General features: G+C 53.4%; 21 protein-coding genes. 11 read left to right on the top strand and 10 right to left on the bottom strand.

The genetic code is table 11. The features are described from left to right. Position 1: 1 nt before the first annotated feature. From cysD to ACWWJF_RS05285, 4 genes are read left to right on the top strand one after another with little or no spacing between them, the layout of a single operon-like run. The gene (cysD, locus tag ACWWJF_RS05300; protein ID WP_455868865.1) at positions 2–910 is read left to right on the top strand and encodes a sulfate adenylyltransferase subunit CysD; all 909 of its coding nucleotides are present in this window, start codon (positions 2–4) and stop codon (positions 908–910) included. An 11-nt stretch (positions 911–921) separates the two neighbouring features. After that, the gene (cysN, locus tag ACWWJF_RS05295) at positions 922–2,349 is read left to right on the top strand and encodes a sulfate adenylyltransferase subunit CysN (RefSeq protein ID WP_455868864.1); all 1,428 of its coding nucleotides are present in this window, start codon (positions 922–924) and stop codon (positions 2,347–2,349) included. Beyond that, on the top strand, positions 2,288–2,992 hold the full coding sequence (gene cysC / locus ACWWJF_RS05290) for an adenylyl-sulfate kinase (RefSeq protein ID WP_455868863.1): 705 nt from the start codon (positions 2,288–2,290) through the stop codon (positions 2,990–2,992). The genes cysN and cysC overlap by 62 nt, the downstream gene beginning before the upstream one ends. A 58-nt stretch (positions 2,993–3,050) precedes the next feature. Then, a complete protein-coding gene (locus ACWWJF_RS05285; RefSeq protein ID WP_455868862.1) occupies positions 3,051–3,377 on the top strand; it encodes a DUF3561 family protein in 327 nt (108 codons plus the stop codon). A gap of 35 nt (positions 3,378–3,412) precedes the next feature. On the opposite strand, the gene ACWWJF_RS05280 is transcribed toward ACWWJF_RS05285, so the two are convergent. From ACWWJF_RS05280 to ACWWJF_RS05270, 3 genes are all read right to left on the bottom strand, one after another. Beyond that, positions 3,413–4,135 carry an amino acid ABC transporter ATP-binding protein gene (locus tag ACWWJF_RS05280; RefSeq protein ID WP_455868861.1) on the bottom strand — a complete coding sequence of 241 codons (723 nt, stop codon included), beginning with the start codon at positions 4,133–4,135 and terminating at the stop codon, positions 3,413–3,415. Continuing rightward, positions 4,122–4,883, bottom strand: a complete 762-nt coding sequence (locus ACWWJF_RS05275; protein ID WP_264626099.1) for an amino acid ABC transporter permease — start codon at positions 4,881–4,883, stop codon at positions 4,122–4,124. The genes ACWWJF_RS05280 and ACWWJF_RS05275 overlap by 14 nt, the downstream gene beginning before the upstream one ends. Positions 4,884–5,010: 127 nt before the next feature. Beyond that, positions 5,011–5,781 (bottom strand): basic amino acid ABC transporter substrate-binding protein, encoded by a 771-nt coding sequence (locus ACWWJF_RS05270; protein ID WP_455870940.1) that lies wholly within the window; start codon positions 5,779–5,781, stop codon positions 5,011–5,013. Between the two features lie 292 nt (positions 5,782–6,073). Between ACWWJF_RS05270 and ftsB the strand changes: the two genes are divergently transcribed. The 7 genes from ftsB (at position 6,074) to rpoS (ending at position 11,846) form a co-directional block, all read left to right on the top strand. Then, complete coding sequence (ftsB, locus tag ACWWJF_RS05265) at positions 6,074–6,436, top strand: cell division protein FtsB (protein WP_455868860.1); 363 nt, start codon at positions 6,074–6,076, stop codon at positions 6,434–6,436. Positions 6,437–6,439: 3 nt separating this feature from the next. Further along, positions 6,440–7,141: a 2-C-methyl-D-erythritol 4-phosphate cytidylyltransferase gene (ispD, locus tag ACWWJF_RS05260; RefSeq protein WP_455868859.1), complete on the top strand. Its 702-nt coding sequence runs from the start codon at positions 6,440–6,442 to the stop codon at positions 7,139–7,141. 58 nt (positions 7,142–7,199) lie between these two features. Beyond that, positions 7,200–7,697 carry a 2-C-methyl-D-erythritol 2,4-cyclodiphosphate synthase gene (ispF, locus tag ACWWJF_RS05255; protein ID WP_455870939.1) on the top strand — a complete coding sequence of 166 codons (498 nt, stop codon included), beginning with the start codon at positions 7,200–7,202 and terminating at the stop codon, positions 7,695–7,697. A 26-nt stretch (positions 7,698–7,723) separates the two neighbouring features. Next, positions 7,724–8,761 carry a tRNA pseudouridine(13) synthase TruD gene (gene truD / locus ACWWJF_RS05250; protein WP_455868858.1) on the top strand — a complete coding sequence of 346 codons (1,038 nt, stop codon included), beginning with the start codon at positions 7,724–7,726 and terminating at the stop codon, positions 8,759–8,761. 162 nt (positions 8,762–8,923) lie between these two features. Continuing rightward, on the top strand, positions 8,924–9,535 hold the full coding sequence (locus ACWWJF_RS05245) for a protein-L-isoaspartate(D-aspartate) O-methyltransferase (RefSeq protein WP_264626104.1): 612 nt from the start codon (positions 8,924–8,926) through the stop codon (positions 9,533–9,535). Between the two features lie 200 nt (positions 9,536–9,735). Then, on the top strand, positions 9,736–10,800 hold the full coding sequence (nlpD, locus tag ACWWJF_RS05240; RefSeq protein WP_455868857.1) for a murein hydrolase activator NlpD: 1,065 nt from the start codon (positions 9,736–9,738) through the stop codon (positions 10,798–10,800). Between the two features lie 53 nt (positions 10,801–10,853). Further along, positions 10,854–11,846: an RNA polymerase sigma factor RpoS gene (gene rpoS, locus ACWWJF_RS05235; protein ID WP_455868856.1), complete on the top strand. Its 993-nt coding sequence runs from the start codon at positions 10,854–10,856 to the stop codon at positions 11,844–11,846. Between the two features lie 102 nt (positions 11,847–11,948). On the opposite strand, the gene proS is transcribed toward rpoS, so the two are convergent. From proS to metN, 7 genes are all read right to left on the bottom strand, one after another. After that, positions 11,949–13,667, bottom strand: coding sequence for a proline--tRNA ligase (gene proS, locus ACWWJF_RS05230; protein ID WP_455868855.1), 1,719 nt, complete (start codon positions 13,665–13,667; stop codon positions 11,949–11,951). Between the two features lie 184 nt (positions 13,668–13,851). Continuing rightward, on the bottom strand, positions 13,852–14,562 hold the full coding sequence (tsaA, locus tag ACWWJF_RS05225) for a tRNA (N6-threonylcarbamoyladenosine(37)-N6)-methyltransferase TrmO (protein WP_455868854.1): 711 nt from the start codon (positions 14,560–14,562) through the stop codon (positions 13,852–13,854). A 9-nt stretch (positions 14,563–14,571) separates the two neighbouring features. Next, the gene (gene rcsF / locus ACWWJF_RS05220; RefSeq protein ID WP_455868853.1) at positions 14,572–14,979 is read right to left on the bottom strand and encodes an Rcs stress response system protein RcsF; all 408 of its coding nucleotides are present in this window, start codon (positions 14,977–14,979) and stop codon (positions 14,572–14,574) included. Positions 14,980–15,105: 126 nt separating this feature from the next. Then, positions 15,106–16,274 (bottom strand): IS3 family transposase gene (locus tag ACWWJF_RS05215; RefSeq protein WP_455868400.1). Its coding sequence is split into 2 segments (ribosomal slippage): positions 15,106–16,019 and positions 16,019–16,274, totalling 1,170 coding nucleotides; the frame shifts between segments, so codons are not numbered across the junction. 79 nt (positions 16,275–16,353) lie between these two features. Then, positions 16,354–17,169 (bottom strand): MetQ/NlpA family lipoprotein, encoded by an 816-nt coding sequence (locus ACWWJF_RS05210; RefSeq protein ID WP_455868852.1) that lies wholly within the window; start codon positions 17,167–17,169, stop codon positions 16,354–16,356. A 70-nt stretch (positions 17,170–17,239) separates the two neighbouring features. Then, positions 17,240–17,893: a methionine ABC transporter permease MetI gene (locus tag ACWWJF_RS05205; protein WP_455868851.1), complete on the bottom strand. Its 654-nt coding sequence runs from the start codon at positions 17,891–17,893 to the stop codon at positions 17,240–17,242. Continuing rightward, on the bottom strand, positions 17,886–18,920 hold the full coding sequence (gene metN, locus ACWWJF_RS05200; protein WP_455868850.1) for a methionine ABC transporter ATP-binding protein MetN: 1,035 nt from the start codon (positions 18,918–18,920) through the stop codon (positions 17,886–17,888). The genes ACWWJF_RS05205 and metN overlap by 8 nt, the downstream gene beginning before the upstream one ends. Positions 18,921–18,925: the final 5 nt, after the last annotated feature.

The following is an 18,925-nucleotide window of genomic DNA, read 5'->3' as shown; positions in this document are numbered from 1 at the left end:
TATGGACGAGAAACGACTGACGCACCTGCGACAGCTTGAAGCGGAAAGCATACATATCATTCGCGAAGTGGCGGCAGAATTCAGCAATCCGGTGATGATGTACTCCATCGGCAAAGATTCTTCCGTGATGCTGCATCTGGCGCGCAAGGCGTTCTATCCCGGCACGTTGCCGTTTCCGCTGCTGCATGTGGATACCGGATGGAAGTTTCGCGAGATGTACACCTTCCGCGATCGCACGGCCAAAGCTTACGGCTGCGAACTGCTGGTGCACCGTAACCCGCAGGGCGAAGCGTTGGGCATCAATCCCTTTGTACACGGCAGCGCCAAACATACCGATATCATGAAAACTGAAGGGTTGAAGCAAGCGCTGGATAAATACGGCTTTGATGCTGCATTCGGTGGTGCTCGGCGCGATGAGGAGAAATCCCGCGCCAAAGAGCGTATCTACTCCTTCCGCGACCGTTTTCATCGCTGGGACCCGAAAAATCAGCGCCCAGAGCTGTGGCATAACTACAACGGCCAGATTAACAAAGGGGAAAGTATTCGCGTGTTCCCGCTCTCCAACTGGACGGAGCTGGATATCTGGCAATACATCTACCTGGAAAATATCGACATTGTGCCGCTCTATCTGGCCGCTCCGCGTCCGGTGCTGGAACGTGACGGCATGTTGCTGATGGTGGATGACGATCGTATCGATCTGCAACCGGGCGAGGTTATCGAACAGCGTATGGTGCGCTTCCGTACCCTCGGCTGCTGGCCGTTGACCGGCGCGGTGGAGTCACACGCGCAGACGCTGCCGGAAATTATTGAAGAGATGCTGATCTCGACCAGCAGCGAACGGCAAGGGCGCGTCATTGACCGGGATCAGGCCGGCTCGATGGAACTGAAAAAGCGTCAAGGGTATTTCTAAGGAATCGTCAAATGAACCAAAGCATTGCACAACAGATTGCCGATCAGGGTGGAGTCGAAGCCTATTTGCACGCGCAGCAGCACAAAAGTTTACTGCGCTTTCTGACCTGCGGCAGCGTCGATGACGGCAAAAGTACCTTGATTGGCCGCTTGCTGCACGACACGCGTCAGATCTATGAAGATCAGCTTTCCACGTTACGCAATGACAGCAAGCGGTTAGGCACGCAGGGTGAGAAGCTGGATCTGGCGTTGCTGGTGGACGGTTTGCAGGCCGAGCGTGAGCAGGGCATTACCATTGATGTCGCCTACCGCTATTTCTCCACGGAAAGACGCAAATTCATTATCGCCGATACCCCCGGTCATGAGCAGTACACCCGTAACATGGCGACCGGGACCTCGACCTGCGATCTGGCGATCCTGTTGATCGATGCGCGCAAAGGCGTACTGGATCAAACCCGTCGTCATAGCTTTATTGCCACGTTGCTGGGTATTCGCCATCTAGTCGTGGCGGTGAATAAAATGGATCTGGTGTGCTATCAGCAAACGATATTTGAGCAGTTCAAGCAGGATTACCTCGATTTTGCCCAGCAGCTACCATCAACGTTACAGGTGACCTTTGTGCCTATCTCCGCGTTGGATGGGGATAATGTGGCGACGCCAAGCACCACAATGCCATGGTACAGCGGCCCTACGCTGCTGGACGTGCTGGAAACGGTCGACGTTACGCGTGATAGCGATACGCAGCCGATGCGTTTCCCGGTGCAGTATGTGAATCGGCCCAACCTGGATTTTCGCGGTTATGCCGGAACACTAGCCTCCGGCGTGGTGCAGGTCGGACAGCGCGTGAGGGTGTTGCCATCTGGCGTAACCTCTTCCGTGGCACGCGTCGTGACCTTTGATGGCGATCTGCAACAGGCCCATGCGGGGGAAGCGATCACGCTGGTGCTGGCCGATGAAGTGGATATCAGCCGTGGCGATCTGTTGGTGCCGGAGGCAGATGAGCTGCGTGCGGTGCAGCATGCGCAGGTCGATGTGGTGTGGATGGCGGAGCAACCGTTGGTGCCGCGGCATAGCTATGACATCAAGGTGGCGGGCAAGAAAACCCGCGCGCGGGTAGACAATATTCAGTATCAGGTTGAGATCAATTCACTGACGCAGCGTGTTACTGAAAGTTTGCCGTTGAACGGTATCGGTCTGGTGGATTTGACCTTTGATGAGCCGCTGCTGCTGGAGCCCTATCAGCAAAACGCCACCACGGGCGGTATGATTTTTATCGACAGACTGAGCAACGTAACCGTCGGTGCCGGCCTGGTACGCGAGGCGATTGCTCAGGTGACGCAGGAACCGTCTGCCTATAGTGCGTTTGAGCTGGAGTTGAATGCGCTGGTGCGCCGTCACTTCCCGCATTGGGGGGTGCGCGATCTGCTGGGAGGAAAGTAGCATGGCGTTGCCTCCGGAAGAGAAGCATCACGCTGTTGATGGCAATCGTGATGACAACATTGTCTGGCACGATCACCCGGTGGCACGCCGCGATCGGGAGCGATTGCACCGCCATCAAGGGGCGGTTATCTGGTTCACAGGCCTGTCAGGGTCAGGAAAGTCCACGCTGGCAGGGCAACTGGAGCAGCGTTTACATCAACTCGGTGTTAGCACCTATTTGCTTGATGGCGACAATGTGCGCCACGGGCTGTGCCGCGATTTGGGCTTTTCTGATGCCGATCGGCGCGAAAACATTCGGCGTGTAGGCGAAGTGGCCAGCCTGATGGTGGATGCCGGGCTGGTGGTGCTGACGGCGTTTATTTCCCCCCATCGCGCGGAGCGCCAGATGGTGCGTGAATCGCTGCCGGAAGGAAAGTTTATCGAAGTGTTTGTCGATACACCGTTGGCCGTATGCGAAGCGCGTGATCCTAAAGGATTGTATAAGAAAGCACGAGCGGGCGCGCTGACCAATTTTACCGGTATCGATGTCGTCTATGAGCCGCCACACGCGCCTGAGCTACGCCTGGAAGGCGAACAATTGGTAACAAATTTGGCCGATCAGTTATTAGATCTACTGCACAGTCGAGCTATTATCAAAGTCTGATTGGCTCTGTCAGGTGTCACCGCCTTTCGCGGTGGGGCGGAGTGTTACAGGGTAGACTATGCAGAACGTAACGCAATTATCGGTAAGTAAGCGGCCAAGGGGGCGTGAAGATGAACGTACCTACCCGTTTATGGGAGCCATCGCTGGTTTTTCTTTCTACTGGCTGGCCTTTGTGGTGCCAATTTTGGTTTATGGCACCAATACCACGTTATTCTTTATGCTCTACACCTGGCCGTTTTTTCTGGTACTGATGCCTGCGTCGGTGCTGATTGGCGTTTTTTTCAGTGTAATTTTCAAAGGCAATATGACGCTGATGGTACTGTCCAGCGGTGCGGTTATTGTCTGCCTTTTCTGGCTGGTGTTTTCGCTGATCACCGGATGGTGAGAAGCGGCGCGCGCATCGCGCACGCCACTGTGGTGTTAAAGGACTTTACTGAGAAAAGCTTGAGTTCGCGGATTGGTCGGTGCCGTAAATAGCGCTTCCGGCTCTCCCTCTTCTTGAATAATTCCCTGATCGATAAAGATGATACGGTCTGCGACTTCACGGGCAAATGCCATTTCATGAGTCACGATCACCATAGTCATTCCCTCTGTTGCCAGCGTTTTCATGACCGACAGCACCTCGCCTACCAGCTCCGGATCAAGCGCCGAGGTGGGCTCATCAAACAGCATAATGGCCGGTTCCATGGCCAATGCGCGGGCAATGGCGACGCGCTGTTGTTGTCCGCCAGAAAGGCTATTGGGCCAGGCATCCACTTTATCGAGCAGGCCAACTTTTTCTAACAGGTGACGGGCGCGTTCAACAGCCTGGGTGCGTGAAAGCTTTTTCACGTCCATAGGGGCCATGATCATGTTTTCCAACACCGTCATGTGCGGAAACAGATTGAAGCGCTGAAATACCATACCTACGCTTTCACGTAACCGGTTGAGATCGGTTTTGGGATTGTGCAACGCAAATCCGTTGACGGTGATTTCACCACCGGTCGGCGTTTCCAGCGCATTCAAACAGCGCAGGAACGTGCTTTTTCCCGAACCGGAAGGGCCGATCATGCAGATCACTTCCTGTGGTGCGATAGTGCAACTGATACCGCGCAGGACATGGGTATCACCAAAATGTTTTTGCAACTTATTAACGTGAATCACTTTTGCTTAACCTTATTTCCATCTGCCGCACCAGAACCGAGAGCAGGAAAGTGATGACCCAATAAACCAGAGAAATGGTCAAATAGGGTTCCCAATAGGTGGCATAGGCACCTGACACCGTACGTGCCGCGTAGGCGAGATCGGCCAGCCCAATCGCAGAAGCGAGTGATGAATCTTTGACGATGGCGATAGCATTGTTGCCGAGCGGCGGCAGCATGCGACGAAATGCCTGAGGAAGAATGACTTTGCGCATGGTGCGGCCGTAGCTCATGCCCAATGAACGCGATGCTTCCATCTGTCCGCGGTCAATAGATTGAATGCCAGCGCGGAAAATTTCGGACACATAGGCACCGGCATTCAGGGTGATTGCCACGATACACGATAGGAAGGCACCGTAGTCGGCACGTAGCATGCGTGCGAAATCCGCAGACATCAGGCCGCCGCTGACGAATAAACCGTCTCGCGGGTTAATGAGTAATGGAATCAGTGCAAAATGCACCACCATAATCTGAACGAAAAGTGGCGTACCGCGCAACGCACTGACATAAATACGCACAGGCCACTGTACGCCATAGTGTAATATCCACTTCCAGGGGCCGTGCGGCGCTTGCGCCAGGCGGCCTAATCCGAGCGTCAGCCCCCAGCAGGTCCCCAAAATAACGCAGATAAGCGTACATTTTATTGTCATCCAGGCCCCTTCCATAAACAACGGGGCATATTCCTGAATGATCTCCCAACGAAATCCCATCGCGTGCGGTCCTTTTTGGTGTCATAGGCGAGGTGATAAAGCGCCTCTGTCACTTACGCGTCATTGATTCGCGTCGTGACAGAGGCCTTGAATGCAAGACACGCCGAGTCAGCGTGCAAACTGCGGTTTACTGAGCAGGCAGGGCAGGAACGTCATTATCAAACCATTTCTGATAGATTTGCGCATAGGTGCCATCGGCAACAATCTTTTTCAGGCCAGCGTTGATCTTACCCAGCAGTGCGTCGTTGCCTTTAGCAACGGCGATGCCAAAGTATTGACGCTGAAATTTGGCATCGGACACCAGTTTAAACTGCTTCTCAGGGTGGGTTTTTATATAGAATTTGATCACACCGACATCACCGACGGCGGCACCGATACCGTCTTCATAAAGCTCTTGCAACATCAGCGGCGTGTTGTCGAAACGCTTGATTGCCGTGTTGTTTTTTCCCAGCACGTAAGAAACCACCACGTCACCGGTGCTGGAGTTCACCACACCGACTTTATTGTCTTTCAAATCAGCAATTGTGCCAATGCTGGAGTCCTTTGGCGTCACGATTGACTGTTCTGCCGGAAAGTACGGAGAAGAGAAATCGACCATCGGTTTACGTTTGTCGGTAATGGTGATCCCGGAAATAATGATATCGCGATCGCCGGAATTCAGCGTAGCGAAGATCCCTTCCCACGGCGTGTTGACCAGTTTGATGGAGAAATTTTCCGCCTTGGCGATCGCTTTAATGATGTCGATATCAAATCCTTCCAACTCCTTCTGCGCGTTTTCAAATTCAAAAGGACGATAGGTTCCGCCTGCACCCACCACATAGGTTTGTTCTGCCGCAGCGATAGATGTGGAAAATGCCGCCGCGAACAGCGTGCCAGCGAACAAAAAGGGTTTGAACATGTTATCTCCTGGATCAAAGTGTGGCAGATGAATCATCTGTTTTATGCATTTTATTTTCATAAAAATACACAGGTCGACCTAAAGGTTCAACTTATTCGCAGGTAAAAATCCCGTAGACTCTCTGCCATTATTGGCGCCTTACGCCGTATTTCCACTAAAATACAAATGAATAGCTATCCTGATTATTGGGATCTTTACGGCGTTGAAAGTGCCTCTGTGTGCTAATCCACCCTGATAATATGGAGTCGAAGGCAAAGTTATGGGATGATTAGGCGGTTTTTCAGGGGGCGGGATGGGAAAGCTAACGCTGTTATTATTGATTTTGCTCGGTTGGCTGCAATATTCGCTGTGGCTGGGTAAAAATGGCATTCATGACTATGTTCGGGTTAAAGATGACGTGGCTGTCCAACAGGGCAACAACGGCAAGCTCAAAGCCCGGAACGAACAGCTGTTTGCGGAAATCGACGATCTCAACGGTGGACAAGAAGCCATTGAAGAGCGTGCGCGCAATGAGCTGGGCATGATCAAACCGGGTGAGAGCTTCTATCGTCTGGTGCCGGATCAAGCTGGTCGTCGTGCGGCGACGGCGTCTTCATCTGCAAATTCTGGCCCATCCAGCTCTCTGTCGTCTTCTAACCCTATGACGTCACGTTAACCCATGTCTGACTCCTTACCTGAGGTTGTCGCCGTTCTGCCTGCCGCCGGAAACGGCAGCAGAATGGAGTGCGACTGTCCAAAACAATATCTCACCCTCCATGGAAAAACGCTGCTTGAACATACGCTGGCTGCGCTGTTTCAGCATCCGCACATTCAGCGTGCCGTGGTGGTTATCAGTCCCGACGACTGGCGCTTTGCCGCCTTGCCGCTGGCACAGGACCCGCGCGTCAGCGTGGTGTTCGGCGGCAAACAGCGGGCTGATTCGGTGCTGGCCGGCTTGCGCGCGGTCAGTGATGCGCCCTGGGTGTTGGTGCATGACGCCGCACGTCCGTGTTTGCACCTTCAGGATCTGGAGCGCTTGTTACAGCTTATTCGGCACTGCGACGTGGGCGGCATTCTTGCTGCACCTGTGCGTGATACCATGAAGCGTAGCCAGGGTGAGGCGATTGAGCACACGGTTGATCGCCGCAATTTATGGCACGCCTTGACGCCGCAACTGTTTCCACGGTTATTATTACAAGATTGCCTGGAGCGCGCGTTACAACAAGGGGCTGTTGTGACCGATGAGGCGTCGGCACTCGAGTATTGCGGCTATCATCCACAGATTGTTGCAGGGCGTGCTGATAATATTAAAGTGACACGTCCTGAGGATTTGGCGCTGGCCGAGTTCTACCTGGCTCGATTGGCACCGCCAAGCGTGTGATGTACCCTTCACCGGTTTCATGTTTCATAACCATTCGCTAATCAAGGAGAATAACCCCATGCGTATTGGTCACGGTTTTGATGTCCACAAACTGGGCGGCGAAGGCCCATTGGTGATCGGCGGGGTTCGTATTCCTTATCCTCAGGGATTGTTGGCGCATTCTGATGGGGATGTGTTGCTGCATGTGGTAACCGATGCACTGCTCGGCGCGGCGGCGCTAGGTGATATCGGTAAACTGTTTCCCGACACCGATCCCGCCTACAAAGGCGCGGACAGCCGCGAACTGCTGCGCCAGGCGTGGCAGCGGATACAAGAAAAAGGCTATCGACTGCGCAATCTGGATGTCACTATCATTGCGCAAGCGCCGAAAATGGCCCCGCACATTCCGCAAATGCGGGTGAATCTGGCAGAAGATCTTCACTGCCATATGGATGACGTCAACGTAAAAGCCACCACCACTGAACAGCTCGGGTTTACCGGACGTGGAGAAGGGATCGCCTGCGAGGCGGTTGCGCTGTTGGTGAAAGATGAACGGAGTGAAGTGGTCGCATGGTAATGCAGCGAGAACCCGCTACGCTCAACATGGAAAGTCTGTTCTGGCTGCATGGTGAACCGCAGGCGACAGGAACGCTCAAAGCAAGCGCCGATGATTTCCGTGTGGTGGAAGATCTGGGTTTTGCACCGGACAGCGATGGTGAACATCTGCTGGTTCAGGTACGTAAACGTGGTTGCAACACTTCGTTTGTGGCTGAAGCGTTGGCGAAATTTGCCCGTATTCCCGCGCGTGCTGTGAGTTATGCAGGCTTGAAAGACCGGCATGCGGTGACGGAGCAGTGGTTTTGCCTGCATTTGCCGGGCAAAGTGTTACCCGATTTCTCCGCTTTTGCGCTTGAAGGGTGTGAAATCCTTAACAGTGCCCGTCATCTGCGCAAACTGCGTATCGGTGAGTTGCGCGGCAATCAGTTCACGCTGACGCTGCGCAATATCAGCGACTGTGCTGCCGTCGAAGCACGGCTAGCGGCGATTGCCGAACAGGGCGTGCCGAACTATTTTGGCAGTCAGCGTTTTGGTCGCGGCGGCAACAACCTGATTCAGGCGGCACGTTGGGCCAGAGACGAGATTCGCGTTAGCGAGCGCAGTAAACGCAGCTTTTATCTGTCGGCCAGCCGTAGCGCGCTGTTCAATCTCATCGTAAGCCAACGTTTGAGTCAGAGGTTGGCAACGCAAGTGCTGGGGGGTGATGCGCTGCAACTGGCCGGGCGCGGCAGTTGGTTTGTCGCAAATGAGGACGAGTTAGCAGCACTGCAAACGCGCGTTGATAACCGTGAGCTGTGCGTGACAGCACCGCTGCCCGGTGACGGCGATCCTGGCACTCAGGGTGACGCGTTGGCGTTTGAACAACGCTGCCTGGTGGGGCACGAGACGCTGCTTGGATTGCTGCGTCGTGAACGGGTGGAGGTTGCGCGCCGTGCCGCGCTGCTCTATCCGCAACAGATGTGCTGGTCCTGGCTTGATGATTCGTCGGTCACGCTGGATTTCTGGCTACCGGCAGGCAGTTTTGCCACCAGCGTTGTGCGTGAGCTCATCACGCCGCTTGAACAGATGGATATCGCTGATTGAGATGCTGTGTCTGGTCTAGTAACGATATAGTACCTATGCAGTACCTATATATAGTACCTACGCAATAAGGGTGCTAACTCACGGCAAGGCATTGTCATTATTGAGTAAAGGCATGAAGACGTTAATCACGACTGAGGCTGACGGGATAGGGTGAACAAGCGCATGCAAACGATGCTGACACTGTTGCGTCAGCAGGGCATTCATGACGAGCGATTGCTTAAGGCTATCGAGGCTGTGCCGCGTGAGCGTTTTGTCGACGAAGCCTTTGAGCATAAGGCTTATGAAAATACCGCGTTGCCGATAGGCTCCGGTCAAACCATCTCTCAGCCTTATATGGTTGCCCGCATGACCGACCTGTTGCAATTGACGCCCGCGTCTCGCGTACTCGAAATTGGCACCGGTTCCGGCTACCAAACGGCGGTTTTGGCGCATTTGGTAAAGCAGGTTTTTTCCGTTGAGCGTATCAAAGGGTTGCAATGGCAGGCTAAACGGCGTTTGAAGCAACTGGACCTGCACAATGTTTCCACCCGACACGGCGATGGTTGGCAAGGCTGGCCGTCACGCGGCCCGTTTGATGCCATTATTGTGACGGCGGCGGCACCTGAAATTCCGAATGCGCTGATAGCGCAATTGGATGAAGGGGGCATTATGGTGCTCCCGGTGGGAGAACAGTCGCAAACGTTGCAGCGCATACAACGCCACGGTGGAGAATTTGTGGTTAATACCATTGAAACGGTTAAATTTGTTCCACTGGTCAAAGGCGAACTAGCCTGATACCTTTGCAAGCACGTTTATGGGTATCAGTCATTTACGATTTATTTCAATAGAACTTATTTCAATACAACCCTGTCATAGTGAGAACATGTTGATATTGTTAGCATTGAGCGGGTGCCAATGCGGTGATGACAGGGCGGGTCCCGAGTAGTCTCATTAAGGTATTGATTGAGTATTACGGTTATAGGGGAGCAAGGCGCATGGGAAGCCAAACGAGAACACTGCGTCAGATGGCGGCGTGCACGGCAATTATTCTGGGGTTGGCGGGATGTTCCAATAACGACAGCAAACCCGCCCCAATCAGCAGCGTAGGCGGTCAGGGCAATAGCAGCAGCCGCGGTGGAATGCTCGCGACTGCGCCTTCTAATATATCATCTTCCGGTGATGCGCCGATCACCACGCGCGATGGTCGCATTGTATACAACCGTAGCTATAACGCCATTCCTAAAGGTAGCTATGGCGGCAGCACCTATACGGTAAAACGGGGCGATACGTTGTTCTACATCGCCTGGATTACTGGCAGTGATTATCGCGAGTTGGCTCAGCGTAACAATGTCCCTGAGCCTTATAGCCTGAACGTCGGGCAGGTGCTTCAGGTGAGTGACGGTTCTTCCGCGCCGGTAAGCAGCGGATCGGCCGGCGGCGGACGCATGCTGGCAGGCGGTACGGGTAGCGGCGGCGGTATGCTGGCACCTTCCGATGCCACGCGTGGCGGTGTGCCTCAGCCGCCATCAATGACGCAAATTCAAACAACTCAGGTTGATTCTCAGTCAACTAATGCGTATTGTGGAAATTTGGGTAAACAGAATGTAGGTAAGATGTTGCCTTCCACTGGAGCTGCCGTGACGGCTCCTGTGACTGTCCCCGCGGTTGTTGAAAGCAGTGCTCCTGCTGTCGGCAGCTGGCGTTGGCCTACTGAGGGGAAAGTCATAGATAGTTTCTCCGCGTCGGAGGGGGGAAACAAAGGGATTGATATCGCTGGCACTAGTGGGCAACCGATCATGGCGACCGCTTCAGGGCGTGTTGTTTATGCGGGCAACGCTTTACGCGGGTACGGTAATCTGATCATCATCAAACACGACGATGATTACCTGAGCGCCTATGCCCATAATGACACTATGCTGGTCCGGGAACAACAAGAGGTCAACGCGGGTCAACAGATCGCTACCATGGGTAGCACCGGAACCAGTTCAGTACGCTTGCATTTTGAAATTCGTTACAAGGGGAAATCCGTAAACCCGCTGCGTTACCTTCCGCAGCGATAAATCGGGCAGAGTATTTCGGTATTCTGCCAAGGGATCACGGGTAGGAGCCACTTATGAGCCAAAGCACGCTGAAAGTTAACGAGTTACATGATGATGCCGAGTTCGAGGAAAATGGACTTGATGTTTTTGACGAAAAGGCGCTAGCGGAGGAAGAAGCGGGGGATAATGAGGCATCCGACGATGAGTTGTTATCCCAAAGTGCAGCCCAGCGTGTGCTGGATGCTACCCAACTCTATTTAGGGGAGATCGGTTACTCTCTGCTTCTGACCGCTGAAGAAGAAGTCTTTTTTGCCCGTAGAGCGCTGCGCGGTGATGTTTCATCGCGACGCCGTATGATTGAAAGCAACCTGCGGCTGGTGGTGAAAATTGCCCGTCGCTACAACAATCGCGGTCTGGCGCTGTTGGATCTCATCGAAGAAGGTAATCTTGGTTTGATCCGTGCGGTTGAGAAGTTCGATCCCGAAAGGGGTTTCCGCTTTTCAACCTATGCCACATGGTGGATTCGCCAAACGATTGAACGGGCTATCATGAACCAAACCCGTACGATTCGTCTGCCTATCCATATCGTTAAAGAATTGAACGTTTATCTGCGTACCGCGCGTGAGCTTTCACATAATCTGGATCACGAGCCCAGTGCGGAAGAGATCGCCGAGCAGCTCGACAAACCTGTTGATGACGTAAATCGCATGTTGCGCTTGAATGAGCGTATCACATCGGTCGATACGCCATTGGGCGGGGACTCTGATAAAGCGCTGCTGGATATTCTGGCGGATGAAAAAAACAACGGACCAGAAGACACCACGCAAGACAACGATATGAAACAGAATATCGTTAAATGGTTGTTCGAACTGAACGCTAAACAGCGTGAAGTACTGGCTCGTCGTTTTGGGCTGCTGGGGTATGAAGCGGCAACGCTTGAAGACGTTGGTCGTGAAATTGGCTTGACCCGTGAACGCGTGCGCCAAATTCAGGTGGAAGGGCTGCGCCGTTTGCGTGAAATTTTGCAAGTACAGGGGCTGGATATTGAAGAGCTGTTCCGTGAATAACGAAGCAGAACTGAATGCCGTATTTGCACGTTGAGTCGACTATCAGTCAAATAAAAGAGGTGGGGAAAACCCCACCTCTTTTTTATGCTTTATTGCTGCGTATTAACGAACGGTATTGGCGGATAAAAAATCAACGATCTCGCCGACCTTGATCATCTTTTTCTCTCCGTCGCGACGATATTTATATTCGATCTCGTCGTTATCCAGATTGCGATCGCCAATGACGATAGTGTGCGGCACGCCGATTAATTCCATATCCGCAAACATCACACCCGGACGCTCTTTGCGATCGTCGAGCAGCACATCGATACCTTTGGCGCGCAGTTGCTGATAAATGTCTTCAGCCAGTTCTTTCACGCGGAACGATTTGTGCATGTTCATCGGCAGGATCGCCACCTGGAAGGGGGCGATGGCGTCATGCCAGATAATGCCACGATCGTCGTGGTTCTGTTCGATGGCGGCAGCCACTACGCGCGTCACCCCGATACCGTAACAACCCATGGTCAGGATCTGGTTACGACCATCTTCACCTTGCACGCTGGCTTGCAGCGCCTGAGAGTATTTGGTGCCCAGTTGGAAGATGTGACCCACTTCGATGCCACGTTTGATTAACAGGGTGCCTTTTCCGTCTGGGCTGGCATCGCCTTCAACCACGTTGCGGATATCTGCCACTTGCGGCAGTGCAACGTCACGTTCCCAGTTAATGCCAAAGAAGTGTTTGCCGTCCTGGTTTGCGCCCGCGCCGAAATCGCTCATTGCCGCGACGGTGCGATCGATAATCACCGGTATTGGCATATTAACCGGACCTAGTGAGCCTGGGCCTGCACCAACGATGTCGCGAATCTCAGCCTCGTTTGCGAAGGTCAGCGGGCTGGCGACCTGCTCCAGTTTCTCCGCTTTAACTTCATTCAGCTCATGATCGCCGCGCACCAGTAGGGCAATCAGCTTGTGTCCGCTCTCTTGTGTCGCTTTCACCAGCAGCGTTTTGACCGTTTTTTCGATCGGCAGATTAAACTGCTCAACCAACTCGGCGATGGTTTTGGCGTTGGGGGTATCAACCAGACGCATCTCTTCTTTCGCTTCTGCACGTCCCAGCGTGGGGGCAACGGCTTCAGCAAATTCGATATTGGCGGCGTACTCGGAGTCAGTAGAGAAAACGATGTCGTCTTCGCCGCTCTGTGCCAGCACCTGGAATTCGTGTGATGCGCTGCCACCGATGGAGCCGGTATCCGCCTGAACCGCGCGGAAGTTCAACCCCATGCGGCTAAATGCACGGCTATAGGCGTCGTACATCGCGTCATAGGTGACCTGCAATGATTCCTGCGAGGTATGGAACGAGTAGGCATCTTTCATGATGAATTCGCGAGAACGCATTACGCCGAAACGCGGGCGCACTTCATCGCGGAATTTGGTCTGGATCTGGAACAGATTCAGCGGCAACTGCTTATAAGAGCTGAGCTCGTTGCGCACCAGATCGGTAATCACTTCTTCATGCGTTGGACCGAGAACAAACGGGCGGTCACCGCGATCGACAAAGCGCAGCAATTCCGGGCCGTACTGTTCCCTGCGACCACTCTCCTGCCACAGATCGGCGGGTTGTACCACGGGCATGGAAATCTCGATAGCACCGGCGTTGTTCATCTCTTCACGCACGATGTTTTCGACTTTCTTCAGAACTCGGTAGCCGGTCGGCAACCAGGTGTATAACCCGGAGGCCAGCTTGCGGATCATCCCAGCGCGCAGCATCAACTGATGGCTGATGACTTCCGCGTCGGCAGGTGTCTCCTTCAGGGTGGAGAGCAGATATTGGCTAGTACGCATGGTGTTTTAGTTCCGTCAGAACGCAAAGTAATGGGCACCGATGTGCCCCAAAACGAGATGCAAAGAGCCATGTAGGCCCTTAAACACGATAAAGTGGCTTAGTGTAACAGTGACTTTCCTTCGTCAAAAGTGTGCGGCGTGAATTTTATGGCGCGCAGGTCATGGATAACGATTCAATTTTCGCTTAGCGCGGTCCTGGCTCAAGGCTGAGCACTTCCGTCCGCATGTCCGTTACGCGCCAGCGCACGTTGAATTCCAGCAACAGGGCGGCGTAATCACGCGAGACTTCCCCCTTGCGGTACGCCGGGCGTGGATCCTGATTCAACACCTGGGTGATAAAACGGCGCAGGTGTGGGTAAGTGGATTGATGTTGCGCCAGTTGTTGCTCTGCCAGTGCAGAAAAATACACGGGCATCGCGGTGTCGGGTGCCTGTTGCGCGAAACCGCCGATGGCATCAGGCACGCTCTCCGCAAAGGGCAAATAGGGTTTGATATCAACCACTGGTGTACCATCGACCAGATCGAGGCTATCCAACTGTAAGATAACGCTGTCGCGTGTGGTCTTTATCCCTTTCAGTCGGACCAAAGACATACCGATGGGATTCGGACGAAACGTGGAACGTGTGGCGAAAACCCCCATACGCGCATTGCCGCCCAAACGGGGAGGGCGCACCGTTGGTCGCCAGCCCTGTTCCATGGTGTGGTGAAAAACAAATAACACCCAAATATGGCTGAACGCGTCCAGCCCACGCACCGCTTCTGGCTGGTGGTAGGGCGGCAGAAGATGCAGTTCTCCGTCGCCATCTTCAATCAGACCGGGTTGCCGTGGCACGGCGAATTTTTCTTTATAAGGCGAACGGATAACGCCAATCTGATCGAAATGATAAGTGGTCATTGCCCGGCTTTATTGAGAAGAAATTTTCAGTGCAGTGCCTTCACAAATGGCCTGCCGATAGCAGCCTGCAACGCCACTAACGACCTGACAGTTGTGCACCAGAACCGCATTGGCGCGCATCGCTGTTGCACGCGTTTGCAGACGGCGGCGGGCATTTGCAACCGTCGCGGGCGTATCTTGCACGCTAGCCTGGCATACAGAGCCAGATACTTCGCCCATATCGCGGAACGGTTTACCCACCAACTCTTCCGCATTGTTATACAACACGGCGGTTGTCGGACGCGGAGCCGGTTTCGCTTTGGTCGGAGCTTCGACAGCAGGTTCGATAACTGGTTGCGGTGTGGGTGCCGTTTTGGGTTGCAGCAGGGAACATCCTGTTAATGACAGCGCTAAAAACACGAGCGGTATAGCACGCATAGCATTTCCTCTCTACTATTCTTCTTTTGAAGTGCGCTTATTGAAGCAAGCTACGACACAAATAACAAGACGGGCACCGAGGCCCGTCTTGAAATAATTGTCACTCGCGTATCGGGTGTGTAGTGGTCAACTAATATTGGCCACCGCATTAGACTGTATGTAGAACAGTCGCTCAGATTCGTTTGGAGTTAAGCCGCCGTTATACCAGTGAGGCCGGATAGCGCTGTAATACCCCGTGATGTAGCGGATAATCGCGTCCTGGGCTTCGCTGAAGCTGTTGTAACCCTTTGTCGGCACCCATTCTGTCTTCAGGCTGCGGAAGAACCGCTCCATTGGCGCATTATCCCAGCAGTTACCCCGCCGACTCATACTCTGCTTTATCCGGCAGCGCCACAGGGCTTGCCGGTATTGACGGCTGGTATAGTGGCTGCCCTGGTCGCTGTGGAACATGACTCCTGTTGGTTGTCCCCGGAGTTCCCAGGCCATCTGCAACGCTTTAACTGTCAGCGCCGAGTCCGGCGACGTCGACATGGCCCAGCCCACCGGTTTGCGGGCGAACAGATCTAGCACCACCGCAAGGTAAGCCCAGCATTTGCCCGTCCAGATGTAGGTCACATCGCCGCACCAGACCTGATCCGGCGCGGTAACCGCGAACTGGCGGTTGAGATAGTTCGGTATTTCAACGTGTTCATTGCCGCCGCGTTTGTATTTGTGAGCCGGTCGCTGGCAGCTGGCGATACCCAGCTCCTTCATCAGCTTGCCAGCCAGCCAGCGCCCCATTTTGACACCGGAGCTGCCGGTGACGATGGTCGCGATACTTCGAGCGCCGGCAGAGCCGCCGCTGGCGTTCCAGGCTTCCATGACGCGGCTACACTTAACCACGCGCTCACCGTCGGGTTCATTAGCGGAAGCCTGCCAGTGCCTGTAGCTGCTGCGATGTACCTCAAAAGTTTGGCACAACGCCGTGACCGGGTATCGCGCCCTCAGCCTGTCGACTACCGTGAACCGTTGAGTGAGTCCGACATTAAGAGCGCCGTAGCCTTTTTTAAGATTTCGTTCTCCATTTCAAGGCATTGGACTTTTTTCTTCATCTCACGCAGCTCGAGCTGTTCAGGGGTAAGAGGAAGTCCCGTTGGCGTTTTTCCCTGTCGTTCAAGGCGAAGCTTATTGACCCAGCGACTAATGGCAGAATGGCTGACATTAACCGCCTCTGCGGCCTTAACGTATGTGTAGCCGTGGTCGACAACCAGCTTTGCGGCTTCGAGCTTAAATTCCGCCGTAAAATGTTTACCCATGAGGTCACCTGTCGTGTTGATGAGGTGAGCATATCACCTCCGCTCAGGTGGCCAGTATCAGTGTGCCACTACAGTGATATTACCAGCCTTTCACCGCGCCGCCGTTGAAAATCTTGTTGGCCGCTTCATAAACTTCGTCTGACTGGTAAGCCTGAACGAATTTCTTCACATTGGCCGCGTCTTTGTTGTCTTCACGTGACACAATCAGGTTTACGTACGGAGAGTCTTTCTCTTCCACGAACAGACCGTCTTTGGTCGGCGTCAGGTTAATCTGGCTTGCATAGGTGGTGTTGATGATAGCCAGTGCGATTTGATCGTCATCCAGAGAGCGTGGCAGTTGCGGTGATACCAATTCGACCAGTTTCAGGTTTTTCGGGTTTTCAACCACGTCCAGCACGGTCGGCAGCAGGCCAACGTTATCTTTCAGTTTGACCAGACCCTGTTTTTGCAGCAGCAGCAGAGAGCGACCCAGGTTGGTAGGATCGTTAGGCAGTGCAATTTGCGCCCCGTTTTGCAGCTCGTCTAATGATTTAATTTTTTTAGAGTAGCCAGCGATCGGGTAGACAAAGCTATTGCCGACAGCAACCAGTTTGTAGCCACGGTCTTTGATCTGTTGGTCCAGATAAGGTTTGTGCTGGAAGGCATTCAGGTCGATATCCCCTTTGCTCAGCGCTTCGTTCGGCAGCACATAATCGTTAAAGGATACCAGTTCCACGGTCAGGCCATATTTGTCTTTAGCCACTTTCTGTGCAACTTCAGCAACTTGTTGCTCAGCACCCACAATAACACCGACTTTGATGTGGTTCGGGTCTTTTTCTTCTTGCCCGCAGCCTGCCAGCGCCAGTGCACCCAGTAGCGTACCCAGTGCGGCGACGGTTTTAAATTTGATTGTCATTTCCTTAACCTCTGCATATTTAACGTTTTGCGGCTTGCCGACAGCGGCATAGTCCGACGTGTAGTAAAACTTATTTATGAGTCACTGCCCGTACCGTGCGATCGCCTACGAATTGGATCAAGTAGACCAGAACAACCAGTAATATTAATACCGTATTCATGACTGTGGCGTTATAACCAATGTATCCATACTGATAACCAATTTGACCTAACCCACCGGCACCGACTGCACCCCCCATTGCAGAATAGCCTACCAGGGTGATAAGTGTGATGGTGGCGGCATTGATCAGACCGGGAAGTGCTTCTGGCAGCAGAATCTTACGAATAATTTGTAACGGCGTGGCTCCCATAGCGCGCGCGGCCTCGATCAATCCGCTGGAGATTTCCAACAGGGCGTTTTCTACCATACGCGCGATAAACGGCGCTGCGCCTACGGTCAATGGCACAATGGCTGCCTTCAACCCGATAGAGGTGCCGACGATGGCGCGTGTGAACGGAATCATCCACACCAGCAAAATAATGAACGGAATAGAACGAAAAATATTCACCAACGCTGACAGTGTGCGATACAGCGGCGGGTTGGCAACGATCTGACGCGGACGGGTAATATAAAGCATCACGCCAACCGGCAATCCCAGCACAAAGCCAAAGAAGCCGGAAACAAACGTCATCACAACAGTTTCCCAAACGCCTTTCGCCATCAACCACATCATTGCTTCAGACATAGCCCAGCACCTCAACTTTCACATGGTGTTCCTGTAAAAACGCGATGGCGGCCACCGTGTCCTGTTCTTCGCCGTGCATCTCGGCCAACATGATGCCGAATTTGACGCCACCTGCGTAATCCATCTGCGCATTGATGATATTGTTATTGATGTTAAAGCGGCGCGCGATCGTTGAAAGTAACGGCGCATCGACGGATTGACCGGTAAATTCCAGCCGTAGCAGCGGGGTGTTCTGGTCGTTGTGCGGTGCGGCGATGAGCCGGGATTGGTAATCCTCGGGGATATCCAGATGTAGCGTAGACTGAATAAAGGTTTGTGCCAGAGGCGTTTTAGGGTGAGAGAACACTTCGCTGACCGTGTCCTGCTCAATTAATTGACCGCCACTGATCACGGCTACTTGATCGCAGATGCGTTTTACCACATCCATTTCATGGGTGATCAACAGGATGGTTATCCCTAAACGGCGATTAATGTCTTTGAGCAATTCGAGAATGGAACGCGTAGTGGCCGGATCGAGCGCACTGGTGGCCTCGTCACACAGCAGTACCTTAGGATTGCTGGCCAGCGCGCGAGCAATCGCAACGCGCTGCTTTTGCCCGCCGGACAGATTTGCCGGGTAAGCATCGTGCTTGTCCGATAGCCCCACCAGTTCGAGCAGTTCGTTGACGCGGCAGGTAATTTCGTTTTTTGGCGTGGTGTCCAGCTCAAGAGGCAGAGCCACGTTACCAAACACGGTACGAGACGCCAAAAGATTAAAGTGCTGGAAGATCATGCCAATCTGGCGGCGTGCCTTGGTTAACTCCGCTTCGGACAGCGCCATCAAATCCTGGTCACCAACCAATACCTCACCGTGTGTCGGGCGCTCCAGCAGATTTACACAGCGGATCAACGTACTTTTACCTGCGCCGGATGCGCCGATAACCCCATAGATCTGCCCTGCAGGGACGTACAGACTGACATTGTCCAGTGCTTTGATGGTCCGGCCTTTCTGCTGGAAAATTTTTGTAATGTTAGAAAGTTTAATCATCTTGA

The sequence above is a fragment of the Symbiopectobacterium sp. Eva_TO genome, from assembly GCF_053848865.1.
Note: the sequence above shows the minus strand (reverse complement) of the source record. Positions and strands in the feature narration are given on the sequence as shown.

Excerpts from the sequence above, each read along its gene's own strand:
- tsaA (WP_455868854.1), bottom strand. The coding sequence starts at position 14,562 with ATGACCACTTATCATTTCGATCAGATTGGCGTTATCCGTTCGCCTTAT.
- ACWWJF_RS05285 (WP_455868862.1), top strand. The coding sequence starts at position 3,051 with ATGCAGAACGTAACGCAATTATCGGTAAGTAAGCGGCCAAGGGGGCGT.
- cysD (WP_455868865.1), top strand. The coding sequence starts at position 2 with ATGGACGAGAAACGACTGACGCACCTGCGACAGCTTGAAGCGGAAAGC.
- ACWWJF_RS05270 (WP_455870940.1), bottom strand. The coding sequence starts at position 5,781 with ATGTTCAAACCCTTTTTGTTCGCTGGCACGCTGTTCGCGGCGGCATTT.
- ACWWJF_RS05275 (WP_264626099.1), bottom strand. The coding sequence starts at position 4,883 with ATGGGATTTCGTTGGGAGATCATTCAGGAATATGCCCCGTTGTTTATG.
- truD (WP_455868858.1), top strand. The coding sequence starts at position 7,724 with ATGGAAAGTCTGTTCTGGCTGCATGGTGAACCGCAGGCGACAGGAACG.
- rpoS (WP_455868856.1), top strand. The coding sequence starts at position 10,854 with ATGAGCCAAAGCACGCTGAAAGTTAACGAGTTACATGATGATGCCGAG.
- metN (WP_455868850.1), bottom strand. The coding sequence starts at position 18,920 with ATGATTAAACTTTCTAACATTACAAAAATTTTCCAGCAGAAAGGCCGG.
- ACWWJF_RS05210 (WP_455868852.1), bottom strand. The coding sequence starts at position 17,169 with ATGACAATCAAATTTAAAACCGTCGCCGCACTGGGTACGCTACTGGGT.
- cysC (WP_455868863.1), top strand. The coding sequence starts at position 2,288 with ATGCGCTGGTGCGCCGTCACTTCCCGCATTGGGGGGTGCGCGATCTGC.
- rcsF (WP_455868853.1), bottom strand. The coding sequence starts at position 14,979 with ATGCGTGCTATACCGCTCGTGTTTTTAGCGCTGTCATTAACAGGATGT.
- ACWWJF_RS05245 (WP_264626104.1), top strand. The coding sequence starts at position 8,924 with ATGCAAACGATGCTGACACTGTTGCGTCAGCAGGGCATTCATGACGAG.
- ftsB (WP_455868860.1), top strand. The coding sequence starts at position 6,074 with ATGGGAAAGCTAACGCTGTTATTATTGATTTTGCTCGGTTGGCTGCAA.
- proS (WP_455868855.1), bottom strand. The coding sequence starts at position 13,667 with ATGCGTACTAGCCAATATCTGCTCTCCACCCTGAAGGAGACACCTGCC.
- ispD (WP_455868859.1), top strand. The coding sequence starts at position 6,440 with ATGTCTGACTCCTTACCTGAGGTTGTCGCCGTTCTGCCTGCCGCCGGA.
- cysN (WP_455868864.1), top strand. The coding sequence starts at position 922 with ATGAACCAAAGCATTGCACAACAGATTGCCGATCAGGGTGGAGTCGAA.
- ACWWJF_RS05205 (WP_455868851.1), bottom strand. The coding sequence starts at position 17,893 with ATGTCTGAAGCAATGATGTGGTTGATGGCGAAAGGCGTTTGGGAAACT.
- nlpD (WP_455868857.1), top strand. The coding sequence starts at position 9,736 with ATGGGAAGCCAAACGAGAACACTGCGTCAGATGGCGGCGTGCACGGCA.
- ispF (WP_455870939.1), top strand. The coding sequence starts at position 7,200 with ATGCGTATTGGTCACGGTTTTGATGTCCACAAACTGGGCGGCGAAGGC.